Below are 14,125 nucleotides of genomic sequence, written 5' to 3'. Positions count from 1 at the left end.
ATCGCTCATTAAATATTTTTTTCATACATTTGCAAAGTTTTTTAAATAACAAACATTTTATTAATCAAAAAAACTAAGAAATTATGAACACTAATGAACCGGCTGCCGAACATTACAGCATTAATGGATTCAAGTATTTCTCCGAGTTGGCGAAGGAATATTTTCCCGATCTGGCAAATGCTTCTTCCGCCAGCAAAAAAATGCGTAAACGCATTAAAGCAAACACGACATTGAACGAACAACTGACCGCCGCGTATTACACCAGCCAAACAACCGACGTCAGTCCTGAAATGCAGCTAATCATCTACCGACATTGGGGACCTCCCCACATTGATTTGCCGACAAGCGTTTAATAAATAACAAAAAACGAAAACACGGACAAGAAATAAAAGGAAAATCGAACTATATATTTTTAAATATATCATTTATCTTTTATTGTTTATTATATGTTCCACTTTGCGTTCACCACTTTTTTTCAAAACGAAGATAACTACCAATCATACAGCTATTTACCGAAAGAAAAAAGCGTTCCACAAAGCGTTCCACAAAAATGACCGTTTTTTTCACCCCAAACAAAGCCTCCGAATCCCCCAAACGAAGGCTTTGTTTATCTCCGGCAGAAGCTCAGCCGCACACAAACAGAGCATCCGTTTCATCTCCCCCCTCTCCGTTGCTTCATGAAAGAAAAAGAAGAAAACAGCTACTTACGTACCGCAACTATATTTATTCGTCCACACCCGTCCACACAGAGCCACAACCCTTGCAGACCGCATGAGAATAGCGTACATTTACAGAAAATTTAAACGATACCGCAATGAACAACTTCAATTTTCAAGCCATGATGAAATATGGCTTTCTCATTATCCCTAAAGCCTTACTACAACAGCAGATAGAAGACCGCAGCCTACCGGAAGGAGAGATAGAAGCTCTCCTGAAAATCCTGATGAAAGTCAATTATTCAGATACGTTGTACAACGACCGCCAGAATAGCAACTGCCCGTGCAAAAGGGGAGAAAGCCTGTTTAGCTACCGCGACTGGAGCCACATCTTCCGCTGGTCTATCGGAAAAACTTTTCGATTCATCCACGAACTTGCCGCCCTGGGAGTTATCGAGATCGTCCCCCATCCCAACAACTCCTCCCTACACATTCGTGTCGTCGAATACGACAAGTGGGTGGGAGCTGCCGACAGCGAAAAACAGAAAAAGAAAGCCGTCAACGATAAATTCCATCTGTTTTGGGATGAGTTTCACAGCATCACGCAACTTCCCAAAGAGAACATCGCCAAAGCACAACGCGAATGGAAAAAGTTGAGCGCCAAGGAACAACAACTCGCCATCGACAAGATAGAGGAATATTATTTCCATCAAACGAACATCCATTTCCTGCTTCATGCCACCAGTTATTTATCCAACAAAGCCTTCCTGAACGAATATTAATTAAACCAATACTGATTATGAATACCGAAAACAGAGTTTCGCCACAGGCCCCCGAAATAGAAGAAGCCATCATCGGCGCCTGCCTGATAGAACAGGCAGCCATCCCACTGGTAGCCGACAAACTGCGCCCTGAAATGTTCTATGTCCTGCGTCACCAGGTGATCTATGCCGCCATATTAGCGATGTACCACGCAGGAATGAAGATAGACATCCTCACCGTAAAAGAAGAGCTTTCCCACCGTGGAAAGCTCGAAGAGGCGGGCGGAGCGTTCGGCATCACCCAGTTGAGCAGCAAAGTGGCGAGTTCCGCCCACATCGAATATCACGCACAGATCGTACACGAGAAATATCTGCGACGCGAAATGATCCTGGGATTCAACAAACTCCTCGCCTGCTTGCTAGACGAAACAATGGACATCGACGACTCTCTGGTAGACGCACACAACCTGCTCGACCGTCTGGAAGGCGAATTCGGCCACAACAGCCACATGCGAGACATGGATGAACTAATGACTGCCACCATGACCGAAGCCGAAGGGCGTATTGCCAACAATACAAACGGTGTGACCGGCATCCCTACCGGACTGGCGGATTTGGACCGCATGACGTCCGGACTCCAAAACGGTGAGTTAGTAGTGATTGCCGCCCGTCCCGGTGTAGGAAAAACAGGATTCGCGCTACACATAGCACGAAGCGCAGCCATGACAGGATATGCCGTAGCCGTCTACAGCCTCGAGATGCAGGGGGAAAGACTGGCAGACCGATGGCTGACAGCGACCAGCGAAGTCAGCGCCCGCCATTGGCGGTCGGGAACCGTCAGCCAGCAGGAGCTTACAGAAGCACGCACGGCAGCCACCGAACTCAAACGCCTTCCGATACACGTAGACGACAGTACTTCGGTCAATATGGAACACGTACGTTCCAGCGCGCGACTACTGCAAAGCCAACACGCGTGCGACGCAATCATTATCGACTACCTGCAACTCTGCGACATGACAACCGGACAAAGCAACCGCAACCGCGAACAGGAAGTGGCGCAAGCCACCCGCAAAGCGAAGTTGCTTGCCAAAGAACTGAACGTGCCGGTGATACTGCTCAGCCAGCTAAACCGCGAATCGGAAAACCGACCTGCCGGCCGCCCCGAACTGGCTCATCTCCGCGAGAGCGGAGCGATTGAACAGGATGCGGACGTCGTCATGCTGCTCTACCGTCCTGCCCTTGCACGGGTAACAACCGACCGTGAAAGCGGCTACCCTACCGAAGGCCTGGGAGTGGTCATCATAGCCAAACAGCGTAATGGAGAGACAGGAAACGTATACTTCAGACACAATCCGGAAATGACCAAGATCACCGAATATGTCCCGCCGCTGGAATATATGCTGAAACATGCCAAATAAACATAGAGCCACCTCCAATTTCATACAATTTTATATTACAACATATAGCTGAATTGAATTCTTTTTTTATTTCATTATTGATAAAAATAAATAGAAAAATACTTGACTTTGCCCTTCAAAATTCGTATATTTGTAATGTCGATTATGACAGAAAATATTATTACTTAAACCTTAACTTTTTTAATTGTATGAATGTATTAGTGGAGCGCTATCAGCGCAGAAAGTATGTGAATCAGCCGAATTCACAGATGTTGTATTATGTACGCCAGAAATCGGGTACAGTGAGAGTGATGGACATCAACAAGCTGGCCGACGCCATCGAAGCGAACTCATCGCTTACAGCAGGAGACGTGAAGCATTCCATCGAGGCTTTTGTAGAGCAGTTGCGCCTGTCGCTTACCCAGGGCGACAAAGTGAAGATTGACGGATTGGGTACGTTTCACATCACGTTGAGCAGTGAAGGGGCGGAAAAGGAGAAAGATTGCACGGTGCGCAATATCCGTAAGGTAAATGTGCGTTTTGTGGCAGACAAGGCACTTCAGTTGGTGAATACGAGTCATGCCACTACCCGAGGCGAGAATAATGTCGATTTCATCCTGGCCGGAAAGGGTGACGGAGAAGACGCAGACGGCGGTAATGGCGGTGGAAACAGCGGTAGCGGCGGAAACGGAGAAGCACCGGACCCGGCAGAGTAATCATTAAAAACAGTTCCGCATGGAGATTACGGAGTGATTTCTAAAGTTACTCTCCATGCGGTTTCTGTTTGCTCCTACATTTATTTTTTAATTCTCAATTTTCAATTCTCAATTTATTAATATGCTCGATAAAATCATAGAGATCATAATGACGATCCTGCCCTTTCTGGGTAATAACCGGAAGAAGCGCAAAGCAATGGCGCAAGAAGTGAAAGAGTTCAGCGAACTGGTGAAAGACCAATATACTTTTCTGATGAAGCAGTTGGAAAAAGTGTTGAAGGATTATTTCGACCTCAGCTCGAAAGTGAAAGAGATGCATACGGAGATATTCTCGCTAAGAGACCAGTTGGCGCAGGCTGCCGCCTTACAATGCATCAATAAGAAGTGTGCGCAACGTAGTGCGACAGAGGCATGAGAACTATAAACCTGATAGTAATCCATTGCTCCGCCACACGCGAAGATAAAAGTTTCACAGAATATGACCTGGACGTCTGTCATCGCAGACGGGGATTCAACGGAGCGGGGTATCATTTTTATATCCGCAAGAACGGGGATATAAAATCTACCCGTCCGATAGAAAAGGTCGGTGCGCACTGCCGCGGTTTCAACAAGGAAAGTATAGGGATTTGCTATGAGGGTGGACTCGACCGCAAAGGACAACCGAAAGACACTCGTACTGAATGGCAGAAACATTCGCTCCGGGTATTGATTCTCGCTTTATTGAAAGATTATCCGAATTGCCGGATATGCGGACATCGGGATCTCAGCCCCGACCTGAACGGAAACGGTGAGATAGAACCGGAAGAATGGATCAAGGTCTGTCCCTGCTTTAATGCTGAAACGGACTGGGGAAAAGTCTGAAAGAAAAATCCCTCTCAAGCCTGAAAAGAAATAAACTGCTTCTCTCGAGCCTGAAAAAGAAAACTCCAACTAAACTCGGATTATCAATCGGTTAGTTGGAGTTTTCTTATTATCAAAAGCCGTTTAGAACCGACGCAATATGCTGTCTAATTTCCCAACGAGGTAAAAAGGTAGATTTATCAATTTGAATTCTTTTCCGTCCGCAGTCTTTACCTCATCCACTGCATAAGGCCGCGACCATATTCTGACTGCAACTGTCTGCATAGAGTGATTCATAAAAGAATGTAAGGAACGCAAATGGGCGTTATGCCCTGATTTGACTTCAATGGGACAAACCATGGAATCCTGCACCCACACATAATCGACTTCTGCATTAGAACCACTTTTATTACGCACCCAGAAACTCACGAAAGAAACAAGGACGCAATGCCATATATCGCACCCTCCCCACTGGAAATGAGACACGTACATCTATCGGATTTTCTAATAACGAACCAGCAGCAATCACATAAATATCAGGTAATTCTTCATAGAAATAGCGTAATAACGCTACTGCCTTCGCTGAAATGGGGCACGTTTTTTGCGACATACGATTTTAGCTTTTGCATAATGGATAATATATAGTCATAACATCTGTTTCCTTATAATGCCAGACGGTAAATTTCTTTACTATCCTTTTTCGTTAATCTGACATAGTTGCCAACCAACTCTCCTTTATTCCGGTGCAGGCTATCTGCAAGACGGTCGATATCCGGATTTTCAATGCCGAGTTCCTTGAAAGTGACAGGCAGACCGATGGAAGCAAAGAAGGCCTTCAAGCGGGAAATACCTTCAAGGGCCACCGCCTTTTTATCAGCTGAATCTGCCACTCCCCATACGCGGATTGCATATTGGGCTATCTTATCTACATTATGTTCTGTCATCCATGTCATCCAGGCAGGGAAGATGACGGAAAGTCCCGCACCATGAGTTACATTGTAAATCGCGCTGATTTCATGTTCAAGGAAGTGAGAAGCCCAGTCTTCTTCACAGCCTACGCCACAGGTTCCGTTATGGGCAATCGTTCCGCACCACATCAGATTGGCACGGGCTCCATAGTTTTCGGGGTCTTTCATGACGGTGGTTGCCTCTTTGATGATGGCAAGCAGGGTGCCTTCGCACAGGCGGTCGCCTATTTCTACTTCTTTTGTATTGGTGAAATAGCGTTCCATGATGTGCGCCATCATATCGGCAACGCCGCAAGCGGTTTGGAAAGGAGGAAGTGTGTAGGTCAGTTCAGGGTTCATCACGGCGAAAACGGGCCGTAATACACCGGGAGCACGGAGACTTAATTTCTGTAATCCGTCGACTTTAGTGATTACAGTGTTACCGGAACCTTCGCTTCCGGCTGCAGGGATTGTCAATACAACAGCCACTTTCAGTGCTTCCGCAACAATGGCTTTTCCGATGTAGAAGTCCCAAAAATCTCCGGCATAAGGAACTCCGGCTGCAATGGCTTTCGCTGTATCGATTACGGAGCCACCGCCCACGGCAAGCATCATATCTACATTTTCTTTCCGGCAAAGGTCGATTCCTTCGTACACTTTCGTATCTACCGGATTAGGCTGTACACCGCCCAGCAGGCAATAGGGAATGCCCACTTCCTGCAATGATTTCTCTACACGAGCCAACAAGCCGCTACGTATTACAGAACCGCCACCATAAACAATCATGACTTTACGTGCACCGTATTTCTGCACTAATGCTCCGGTCTGCGCTTCCGTATCCCGACCGAACACAAATTCGGTAGGGCTGTAAAAGATAAAATTATTCATTATATTTTTCTTTTGATTGTTTAAAATTTCCTACTTTCATAAGCGCAAGACCGATTACAATCCAGACCATCTCGCGTACCCGGGTAATCAAAGCGGCATAGACTCCATAAGCTCCGGAAAGGGAAAGACCGCCTACGGCGAGGGCAAAACCTCCTTCACGACCTCCCAATTGCATGGGTAGGAAGAACAGAAGATTGGCAAGCAAAGAAGAGAAAGCTGCAATCAGGCAGCAATCGGCAAAGCTGACATTGGTGGTTAGTATGTTCAGTATCAGCCATATTTCAAGACAGCTGACTACGCGGGCGGTATATTCCAATAAGAGAGCACCATAAAAGGTTTGTTTCTTTTGTTGGTGAAGAAGAGCGATTTGTTTGTCTATATTTTCCAACTTCTCTTTATGCACGCTTGCAAAGCGGAGGACTTTCTTTTTCAGAAAAGGGACGCGACTACCCATACGGACAAAAGCCACAGCCATCCCATGCCGGTAGCCTTTTATAAAAAGAGTAGCAATCAGCAGACAAAAGACAGCAATGCCCCCCAGAATTACTCCCATCACCCACCCCACCGGATACAGACAAACGTAAAGCAACACTGAACTTAACCAAAAACAAAAGTGGGAAAAGATATGCATCATCACATAAAGAATCACGGAAGAAGTGGCGCGTTCTATTCCTATATAGGGCTTCAGTTCCATGATGCGGTATGGCTCGCCACCCATCAGTCCGACGGGAGTCACGTAATTAAGCGCAAAACCTGTTACCGTGAATTTGTAGAGCCGGGCAAATGAAAAACCGGTTTTACCACTACTGCGGATGATTATATACCACGATACTGTATTGATAAGGTAGACAAATAGCCACAGCAACAAAATCAAAGGCAAATATACCCCTGCACGCTTCAGATTCGCCCAAAGCTCCTGATAATCCATATCGAAAGTGAATATCATTATCAGGACGGCGATAATACCAAAGGCGAGGAATATATTCCGGTACTTGTTCTTCACTATTTTATACGACTTATATCTATTCTTATATAGGTATATATCTACTTTTATATGAGTATATGCTTACTTTATATACGCATAATATCTTTCGAAGAATCTTTTGAACGCCGGGATTCTCATCAATACATATTCGAATACCAGCCAGCCGATTAATGCGCAAGAGATACCAAGTAATACATCAATGATATAATGGTGGCATGAATAAATAGCTGTTCCCCAAATGCCGACCATAATAATGGAGAAAAGGGTAATCACATACCATCTGCATTTACCAATAATGGCATACACCAATGCAACTACCATATAGGCCGCGTGCAGTGAAGGCACTGCCGCAAATACATTGGCATTACGCCCGTAGATGGAATCGAAGATGGTCACTCCGAAGAATGCGTCAAAACGCCCCAATCCTGCAACATTGCCCGGTGTGTTCAATATCGGTTCGAAGCCATAGTTGATGGCATACCAGGGCGGAGCTGCCGGATGAATATAATAACCGGCAAAACCAATCAGATTGACGAACAAGAATACCAACGCAAAACGAAGGTAGGTTTTTCTTTTCTTCTTGAAATACAGACAAAGACCGAACAGGATAGGAACGGGAACCCAACAAAGGTAGAAGATTCCGGCAAAGACGTCCGCTATCGGCCAGTTGTGCGCAGCGAAATATTCGCAAGGAGTAACCAGAAGACCATTATCCAGTACTCCGAAAAGGGACTTTTCGAGATGATACAGTCCGGCCACGTCAATCGGGTTCACCTCGTAATTAGGGCAAATACGCATCCAGTCATACGAAATTCCAAAAATGGCGAAAGGCAGCAGGGCTACTGCCAGCTTACGAGTAGGCAATCCGGCAAAGAATAGGGCTAAATAGAGTACCGCCATTAACAGATGCTCAGAACGAAGCCCGATGAAGATACCTGTCAATAAAAGGAAAAGAACCATAATGACTGCCACAGTCAGGGCTTCTCTCTTCGACGGCATTTGAATGTTCTTTATCATTATAACGTTTTGATTAGACGATTAATTTATTCTTTCATCGCTTTATAGCAATGTCTGACACGTGCAAAAGCCGTAATATTGGCAAACAGAGCAACAAAAGCCAGAGGGACAATCATAATCAGGATTGGTTCGAAAGCTGTGATATCTTTGAAAACACCACAGAACAAAGCTCCGAGACTGGTCAGCACTACACGCTCCGGACGTTGCATGAATCCTACTTTACATTCGATCCCCAAGCCTTCGGCACGGGCACGTACGTAGCTTACCATCAGCGAGCCGATGAGTGCCACGAAAGCAATGAGTGCATAAAGGAAATAATCTTTCATTGACAAATAGTAACAGATGCCGAAGAAAGTCATCAATTCACTGTAACGGTCGAGTACCGAATCGTAAAGCGCACCGAACTTGGAACCCATATTGCCCAGGCGAGCCACACGTCCGTCCATCATATCGAACAATCCGGCAAACAGAATCACACCTCCTGCCCAGCCGATAATGGCCAAATCGTTTTGTCCGCCATAAATGCCGGCATACACAAACATACCTGCCGCTACTACATTGAGCACAAATCCGGTAGTGGTGATAAAGTTAGGAGTGATCCCTATTTTAATCATTCCGCGTATCAGGGGATTGATAATCTTATAAATCAGCTGTTGTAAATAATCTCTGTAATTCATCTGTTTAAATCTGTTTATATCTAAATCTTCTGTATTTTCAATCTGTATATATCTAATTCTTTCGTTTTTCCATCAGTCTTTTCAATCCGTTTTTTCAGTTTCTTTTTCCGAATAAACTTCTGATATCTATATTCCGGTAAACAAAAAAGCGCTGCATATTATAATTCCAAAACAGTGCAACGATGATTGCCACTACCACTTTAGGGATAATGAAAAAATCTCCGAAATACAGGCTAAGTGTGTCGCGTACCCAGGGAATCTTCGCTAATGATTCCGTCAGCGCATACGTTCCCCACGTATTGAGCCAAACGCTGCAAACCCATACAAGGATAAATTTTACGGCAACGTGCGTTTTCTTTCCTTTCGATTTAAAAGTCCATTTATAGTTGATAACGCAATTTACGATTCCTCCATAGATAGCTCCCGCCAAGGTGGCATATACATAGTAGACATCAAACAGCCTGACCAGAAGAATCGTAACGAGAAAGTCTGCAATAGTTGCCATTTGAGCAGAAAGCTGCGCCCTCAAGAACATGAAGATGCCACCTTTCTGGGAAATCATCCGTGCAACTTTTTTCAGCCAATCACCCATCTCGTTCCCACTAGCAAAATAAAACTATACACTCCCGCCAAAACATCGTCCATCATTACCCCTACTCCACCTTTCAGGCTTTCCATGCGGCGTATGCCCAACGGCTTGGCTATATCAAAGATACGGAACAGAGCAAAAGCCGCAATCACGTACCAAAACCATTTGTCATCATTGGGAACAGCCAACAACGGTATCCACACTCCCACCATCTCATCTACTACCACACGCGAAGGATCTTCTCCCCAATAAGTCTCCAACTTATCGGCAGCCCAAATGCCGGCGAATGTAAATACAATCACCAAAGCGGCAGTCAGCCATAATACCAAAGAGAAAGGAAGGAGAAAATAAAGTGCAATCCAAATGATAGAAGCAAGCAACGCCCCAGCCGTGCCGGGAGCAAAAGGAGAAAAACCGGAGCCAAAGCCCGTGCCTATAAAAACAGGTAGAAAGGGAGGACGCTTCATTTATTACTAATTACTAATTACAAACTACGAGTCGGTTGTGTCACGAGTCCCCCAAAACAAATGGGGAATTTGTACAATAAAAAAGTAAAAGTTGAGGTTGAGCATCCACCAGGCTTTATAGGATGGTAAATCTCAATCTCAACTTAGTATTTGGGGTTACTGATTAAGCTAAGTAATCAGGTTCTTTTTCACCAATCATGTTACGCAATGTCTGTTTTACCATTCTCCATTGTGTAAACAAGTCGTGTTCGGGCTGATGTTCGAAATCGTGCATCGGGCTCTTGCAGAAGAATGACAACCAAGTCTGGATGCCACACATGCCTGCACGCATTGCCAAGTCGCTGAACAACACAAGGTCAAGAGCGATAGGAGCTGCAAGGATAGAGTCGCGGCAAAGGAAGTTCACCTTGATTTCCATCGGGTAGCCCATCCATCCAAAGATGTCGATGTTGTCCCATGCTTCTTTGTTGTCTTTGCGGGGAGGATAGTAGTTGATACGTACTTTATGATAAACATCTCCGTAGAGATCCGGATATTTTTCCGGTTCGAAGATAGTGTCGATTACAGACAGCTTGCTGACTTCTTTTGTCTTGAAGTTGTCCGGATCATCGAGCACTTCACCGTCACGGTTACCGAGGATATTGGTAGAGAACCAACCGTTCACACCCAGCATACGGGTTTTGAACATCGGAGCCAATACGGTTTTCATCAGTGTCTGACCACTCTTGAAGTCTTTACCGGAGATAGGTACATTCTTTTGTTTAGAGAATTCCCACATAGCAGGAGTATCTACACACAAGTTAGGAGCACCCATTACGAACGGAGCACCTTCTGCAATGGCAGCATACGCATAACACATACTCGGAGAAATCACGTCTGTGTTGTTTTCCTTCATTGCTTTCTCTAAAGCAGCGAGTGACATGTGTTCGTCAGACAGCGGAATGTAAATTTCAGTACTTGCAGCCCAAAGCACCACTACGCGTTCGCAGTTGTTAGCAGCCTTGAAGTCGCGGATATCCTGACGAAGTTGTTCCACCATTTCCCAGCGGGTAGCGGCCTTCTTTACGTGTGTACCGTTCAGACGTTTTGCCCAGTTGTGATCGAAAGCAGCCGGCATCGGTTTGATAGCTTCCAACTCTTCTTTCACTCCATTCAGGTCCTTTTCTTTCAAAACCTCGGCATACATAGCTGCCTCGTATGCGTTGTCCGGGAAAATATCCCATCCTCCGAAAACAATGTCTTCCAAATTCGTCAAGGGCACAACGTCCTTGATGAGTTTTTCTTCGTTGTTCTCCATACGCATTGTGGCTAACTGTGTAATAGATCCTATCGGTTTTGCCAGTCCCTTGCGAGAGGCTAGTGTACCTACAATCATTGTGGTAGCTACCGCGCCACCCACTCCAACTACCAGTACGCCAAGACGCCCGGTAGCGGGTTTAATTTCTTGTTTCATTTCTATTCTATTAAAATTAAACTAAAATTGATGCAAAAATAAGATTAATTAATTACTAATACGGTCTTTGTTTGTCATATAAACATTGCAATTAGCAGGATTTAACTTTTAAAAGGTCATGTGGAGACTTATCCTCAAGCCTGATCTGTCAATCCCGGGCGAATCACGATAAGTGAGCCTCCAGATATAGTCTAAACGCAATACCTTGAAGATGTTTTCGATACCGACACCCGCCTCCACGTAAGGCGTTTTCCCCATTGTTTGCGTGTTTTCTATCGGAAAAGCAAACAAACCGTCACTCAAAGCCGGATTGTTTTTATCGCTCAAATGTCCATATAATCCACGGCAGGAAACTATTTCCCTCCATTTTAGTTTTTTCAACAACGGCACTCGGTTGAACAGCCAGCCGTTGAGGAAATAAGTAACATCCCACGAGAAATACTCATCGTTCATAAACTCCATCGCATTCATCAACGAGTAGGATTCCGGTTGGATGGTATAAGAAAGGTTGGCGTTAGGCATGATAAGCAACGGAAAAGGAACTTTATCCCACACTTTACCAGCTTTCAATATAACGTCCGTATAGCCGAACGCGGAAAACCAGAAACGTTTCTGGACACCGGCTTCGGTATGATTGTAAGTGTAATCGCTACCCAACACTCCTTTTCCGGCAATGGTATGCGACAGGGTAAACACCGGCGCATCCAACGATACGGGAAAACGGTTCCATTGGGTCTGGAAGAATTTCTCGTTCGGAGCATAACGCAGTTTCAACTCTGCGGCACTGATAGAGAAATCTTTTACCGGAGTGTAGGCATCTCCTTCTTTCTTTAAAAAAGGAATCAGGTAGGAAGACTCATCTTTCCGTGTGCGTGCTGTCAACTGGAAAGAAAAACCGGAATAGAACTCATTGGTATAGGTCATCTCCGCCTGCCGGAAATAGCCGATACGGTCGTCTTTCTCGCGTTTCAAAGCCAGAAACACGTTGTCTTTGCTTGTATACAGGTAATTTTGTCCGTACTGGTTCACATCTGATTCGTAACGCAATTTCAGTGAATGGATAGGAAATTCGTTGGCGTATTCTTTTTTCTTTTTGAAAGAATATTCCAGTTCCGCCAATCCTTTCACTCTTTCATCTTTAAAACCGTAAGCCACATAACCTTTGCCAAACAGGTGCGGATTGAGCCAGGCGGTAGTCATACCTCCGGCACGGATACGGGGGCCTTCCAATGCGTTACCGCTGATAGTGGCATTCATCGGGCCGATATAAAAAAGCGGCGCTTCTTTGGAGGTAGGAATATATCCCGTAAAGAGAATGGAAAGCACTTTCTCTGTCCAGTAGTATACCGGATAACTGCGTAATTGTGTCATCAGGCGGTCTACCGAGTTCTCCTGCCGGGAGATGGCGGCTTGCGGGCGATTCTCAGCCCAGAATGTTTCGGGACGCGACAGGGCTTCCGTCTCTTCAATAATACGTTCGGGTTTGGTGAAGGCTTTGTCGGATTCGGCAGTCGGCGTAAAGGTGTAGTTGCTGTAATCCGCTACCCGGCGGGCAAAAATACCGTCCTGCCCTTCGGTCAGTTTAAACTCAACAGTGATGCTTTCATGATCGAGCAGGCGCGTTCCGTCTTCGGCACGCTTAAATTCCTGCTCGAGCAACATATAGTCCACAAAGTTCAGGTTTATCTTTTGGGGAAAGTTGAATACGGCACGTTTAACAAAGTAAGTAGAGTCGAGCGTCACATACAGGTGTCCGTTGAAACCGAAAGATTCGGAATTGAAAGGTGTGAAAGCGAGGTCTGCACAAGGCTCTCCGGCAATCTGCAACGTGTCCATCAGGTAATATTTATAAAAGCCTGTACCGATACGGGACAAGGGACTGACAAACTTATTTGTAAACAGTGAAATGTTGTTTTCGTAGATATCGACGTCTTTAAAGACTTCATTGATGGCTGCCTGCATCCCTTGTTTAGAGAGAAATTCATCAACACCGGCCTGTTTGCGTCCTTTCACCCATTGCTTCTCAGAACGGGGAGATTTCCGGTAATAGTCTGTGGCAAGCAGTTCACGGGCTGATACCGTCAGAATCGGTTTACCGGTAACGGCAGAAGTATCTACGTATTCGGTCAGGAAATCAAATTTACGATATAGCCATTTTTTCTGTTTCTCTTCATCGAAGTTATTCAACGCAAAGGTGGTCTTTTCATAACGTTCGCGTTGCCAGAAGTCTTTCTCATAGGGAGAGTAGTTGTCACGGCTTTCAATCATACGGCGGACAAATTCTACGGCAGGATTATCTTTCTTCCGATAGTGCTCACGTTTGGGTTTGACCACTACTTCGCCAAGCGCGTATTCGGTAGGCGCAAGTGCTACTTTATAGAATGCATTACGGGCAGGACGAATGGTACGGATATAGTCATCATAACCGATTACAGAGATTACAAGCACTGCTTCCGAGCGATGAGTCTTGAAGTAAAAACACCCGTCGCTTCCGGTAGTAGTTCCTTCAGTCGTATCTTTTAAGCGTACAGATGCATAAGGCAAAGGTTCTTTGGTCAGAGAATCAGTCACTACCCCTTGTACCACATACTGCGCACTAAGCGGAATACTGATAGCCAATAAAAGAAAGAGCGTCAATGTGCCTTTTTTCATTAATCTCATACCTTAAATCCTATTGAATTGAGCGAGGCAAAGGTATGAGTGATTTTAAGACAAAAAAAGGTCTATTTGAT

General features: G+C 45.2%; 16 protein-coding genes. 6 read left to right on the top strand and 10 right to left on the bottom strand.

Features of this window, described 5'->3' with window-relative positions:
• Positions 1-83 precede the first annotated feature (83 nt).
• The 6 genes from I2I04_RS12420 (at position 84) to I2I04_RS12395 (ending at position 4,391) form a co-directional block, all read left to right on the top strand.
• Positions 84-353, top strand: a complete 270-nt coding sequence (locus I2I04_RS12420; protein ID WP_195655137.1) for a DUF4248 domain-containing protein — start codon at positions 84-86, stop codon at positions 351-353.
• 461 nt (positions 354-814) lie between these two features.
• The gene (locus I2I04_RS12415; RefSeq protein WP_195655136.1) at positions 815-1,438 is read left to right on the top strand and encodes a hypothetical protein; all 624 of its coding nucleotides are present in this window, start codon (positions 815-817) and stop codon (positions 1,436-1,438) included.
• A 17-nt stretch (positions 1,439-1,455) separates the two neighbouring features.
• Positions 1,456-2,835: a replicative DNA helicase gene (dnaB, locus tag I2I04_RS12410; protein WP_195655135.1), complete on the top strand. Its 1,380-nt coding sequence runs from the start codon at positions 1,456-1,458 to the stop codon at positions 2,833-2,835.
• A gap of 188 nt (positions 2,836-3,023) precedes the next feature.
• Positions 3,024-3,530 (top strand): HU family DNA-binding protein, encoded by a 507-nt coding sequence (locus I2I04_RS12405; protein WP_195655134.1) that lies wholly within the window; start codon positions 3,024-3,026, stop codon positions 3,528-3,530.
• Positions 3,531-3,651: 121 nt separating this feature from the next.
• Complete coding sequence (locus I2I04_RS12400; protein WP_195655133.1) at positions 3,652-3,945, top strand: hypothetical protein; 294 nt, start codon at positions 3,652-3,654, stop codon at positions 3,943-3,945.
• Complete coding sequence (locus I2I04_RS12395) at positions 3,942-4,391, top strand: N-acetylmuramoyl-L-alanine amidase (RefSeq protein WP_195655132.1); 450 nt, start codon at positions 3,942-3,944, stop codon at positions 4,389-4,391. The genes I2I04_RS12400 and I2I04_RS12395 overlap by 4 nt, the downstream gene beginning before the upstream one ends.
• A gap of 123 nt (positions 4,392-4,514) precedes the next feature.
• On the opposite strand, the gene I2I04_RS23665 is transcribed toward I2I04_RS12395, so the two are convergent.
• From I2I04_RS23665 to I2I04_RS12350, 10 genes are all read right to left on the bottom strand, one after another.
• Entirely contained in the window at positions 4,515-4,787 is a 273-nt protein-coding gene (locus tag I2I04_RS23665; RefSeq protein ID WP_229126986.1) for a DUF4143 domain-containing protein, read from the bottom strand.
• Positions 4,780-4,980, bottom strand: coding sequence for a hypothetical protein (locus I2I04_RS23660; RefSeq protein WP_229126985.1), 201 nt, complete (start codon positions 4,978-4,980; stop codon positions 4,780-4,782). Before I2I04_RS23660 ends, I2I04_RS23665 begins: the two co-directional genes overlap by 8 nt.
• A gap of 52 nt (positions 4,981-5,032) precedes the next feature.
• Entirely contained in the window at positions 5,033-6,205 is a 1,173-nt protein-coding gene (locus I2I04_RS12385) for an iron-containing alcohol dehydrogenase (RefSeq protein ID WP_195655131.1), read from the bottom strand.
• Complete coding sequence (locus I2I04_RS12380; protein WP_195472639.1) at positions 6,198-7,208, bottom strand: lysylphosphatidylglycerol synthase transmembrane domain-containing protein; 1,011 nt, start codon at positions 7,206-7,208, stop codon at positions 6,198-6,200. Before I2I04_RS12380 ends, I2I04_RS12385 begins: the two co-directional genes overlap by 8 nt.
• 63 nt (positions 7,209-7,271) lie before the next feature.
• Positions 7,272-8,189 (bottom strand): phosphatase PAP2 family protein, encoded by a 918-nt coding sequence (locus I2I04_RS12375; protein ID WP_195655213.1) that lies wholly within the window; start codon positions 8,187-8,189, stop codon positions 7,272-7,274.
• 44 nt (positions 8,190-8,233) lie between these two features.
• Positions 8,234-8,884, bottom strand: coding sequence for a CDP-alcohol phosphatidyltransferase family protein (locus tag I2I04_RS12370; RefSeq protein ID WP_195472637.1), 651 nt, complete (start codon positions 8,882-8,884; stop codon positions 8,234-8,236).
• A gap of 94 nt (positions 8,885-8,978) precedes the next feature.
• Positions 8,979-9,446 carry a GtrA family protein gene (locus I2I04_RS12365; RefSeq protein WP_143259516.1) on the bottom strand — a complete coding sequence of 156 codons (468 nt, stop codon included), beginning with the start codon at positions 9,444-9,446 and terminating at the stop codon, positions 8,979-8,981.
• Between the two features lie 14 nt (positions 9,447-9,460).
• Positions 9,461-9,940, bottom strand: a complete 480-nt coding sequence (locus tag I2I04_RS12360) for a phosphatidylglycerophosphatase A (protein ID WP_143259515.1) — start codon at positions 9,938-9,940, stop codon at positions 9,461-9,463.
• Positions 9,941-10,103: 163 nt separating this feature from the next.
• Entirely contained in the window at positions 10,104-11,393 is a 1,290-nt protein-coding gene (locus I2I04_RS12355; protein ID WP_004314280.1) for an inositol-3-phosphate synthase, read from the bottom strand.
• A 108-nt stretch (positions 11,394-11,501) separates the two neighbouring features.
• A complete protein-coding gene (locus tag I2I04_RS12350; protein ID WP_195655130.1) occupies positions 11,502-14,054 on the bottom strand; it encodes a DUF5686 and carboxypeptidase-like regulatory domain-containing protein in 2,553 nt (850 codons plus the stop codon).
• Positions 14,055-14,125 lie beyond the last annotated feature (71 nt).

It is taken from the genome of Bacteroides sp. 1001136B_160425_E2 (assembly GCF_015559655.1).
Lineage (GTDB): Bacteria > Bacteroidota > Bacteroidia > Bacteroidales > Bacteroidaceae > Bacteroides > Bacteroides luhongzhouii.
The sequence above is the reverse complement of the archived record's forward strand: the minus strand, read 5'-3'. Positions and strand labels throughout refer to the sequence as shown.

What these genes read in the sequence shown, in the direction of transcription:
- I2I04_RS12420 (WP_195655137.1), top strand. Translation starts at nt 84, where the DNA reads ATGAACACTAATGAACCGGCTGCCGAACATTACAGCATTAATGGATTC.
- I2I04_RS12415 (WP_195655136.1), top strand. Translation starts at nt 815, where the DNA reads ATGAACAACTTCAATTTTCAAGCCATGATGAAATATGGCTTTCTCATT.
- dnaB (WP_195655135.1), top strand. Translation starts at nt 1,456, where the DNA reads ATGAATACCGAAAACAGAGTTTCGCCACAGGCCCCCGAAATAGAAGAA.
- I2I04_RS12405 (WP_195655134.1), top strand. Translation starts at nt 3,024, where the DNA reads ATGAATGTATTAGTGGAGCGCTATCAGCGCAGAAAGTATGTGAATCAG.
- I2I04_RS12400 (WP_195655133.1), top strand. Translation starts at nt 3,652, where the DNA reads ATGCTCGATAAAATCATAGAGATCATAATGACGATCCTGCCCTTTCTG.
- I2I04_RS12395 (WP_195655132.1), top strand. Translation starts at nt 3,942, where the DNA reads ATGAGAACTATAAACCTGATAGTAATCCATTGCTCCGCCACACGCGAA.
- I2I04_RS23660 (WP_229126985.1), bottom strand. Translation starts at nt 4,980, where the DNA reads ATGTCGCAAAAAACGTGCCCCATTTCAGCGAAGGCAGTAGCGTTATTA.
- I2I04_RS12385 (WP_195655131.1), bottom strand. Translation starts at nt 6,205, where the DNA reads ATGAATAATTTTATCTTTTACAGCCCTACCGAATTTGTGTTCGGTCGG.
- I2I04_RS12375 (WP_195655213.1), bottom strand. Translation starts at nt 8,189, where the DNA reads ATGCCGTCGAAGAGAGAAGCCCTGACTGTGGCAGTCATTATGGTTCTT.
- I2I04_RS12370 (WP_195472637.1), bottom strand. Translation starts at nt 8,884, where the DNA reads ATGAATTACAGAGATTATTTACAACAGCTGATTTATAAGATTATCAAT.
- I2I04_RS12365 (WP_143259516.1), bottom strand. Translation starts at nt 9,446, where the DNA reads ATGATTTCCCAGAAAGGTGGCATCTTCATGTTCTTGAGGGCGCAGCTT.
- I2I04_RS12360 (WP_143259515.1), bottom strand. Translation starts at nt 9,940, where the DNA reads ATGAAGCGTCCTCCCTTTCTACCTGTTTTTATAGGCACGGGCTTTGGC.
- I2I04_RS12355 (WP_004314280.1), bottom strand. Translation starts at nt 11,393, where the DNA reads ATGAAACAAGAAATTAAACCCGCTACCGGGCGTCTTGGCGTACTGGTA.
- I2I04_RS12350 (WP_195655130.1), bottom strand. Translation starts at nt 14,054, where the DNA reads ATGAGATTAATGAAAAAAGGCACATTGACGCTCTTTCTTTTATTGGCT.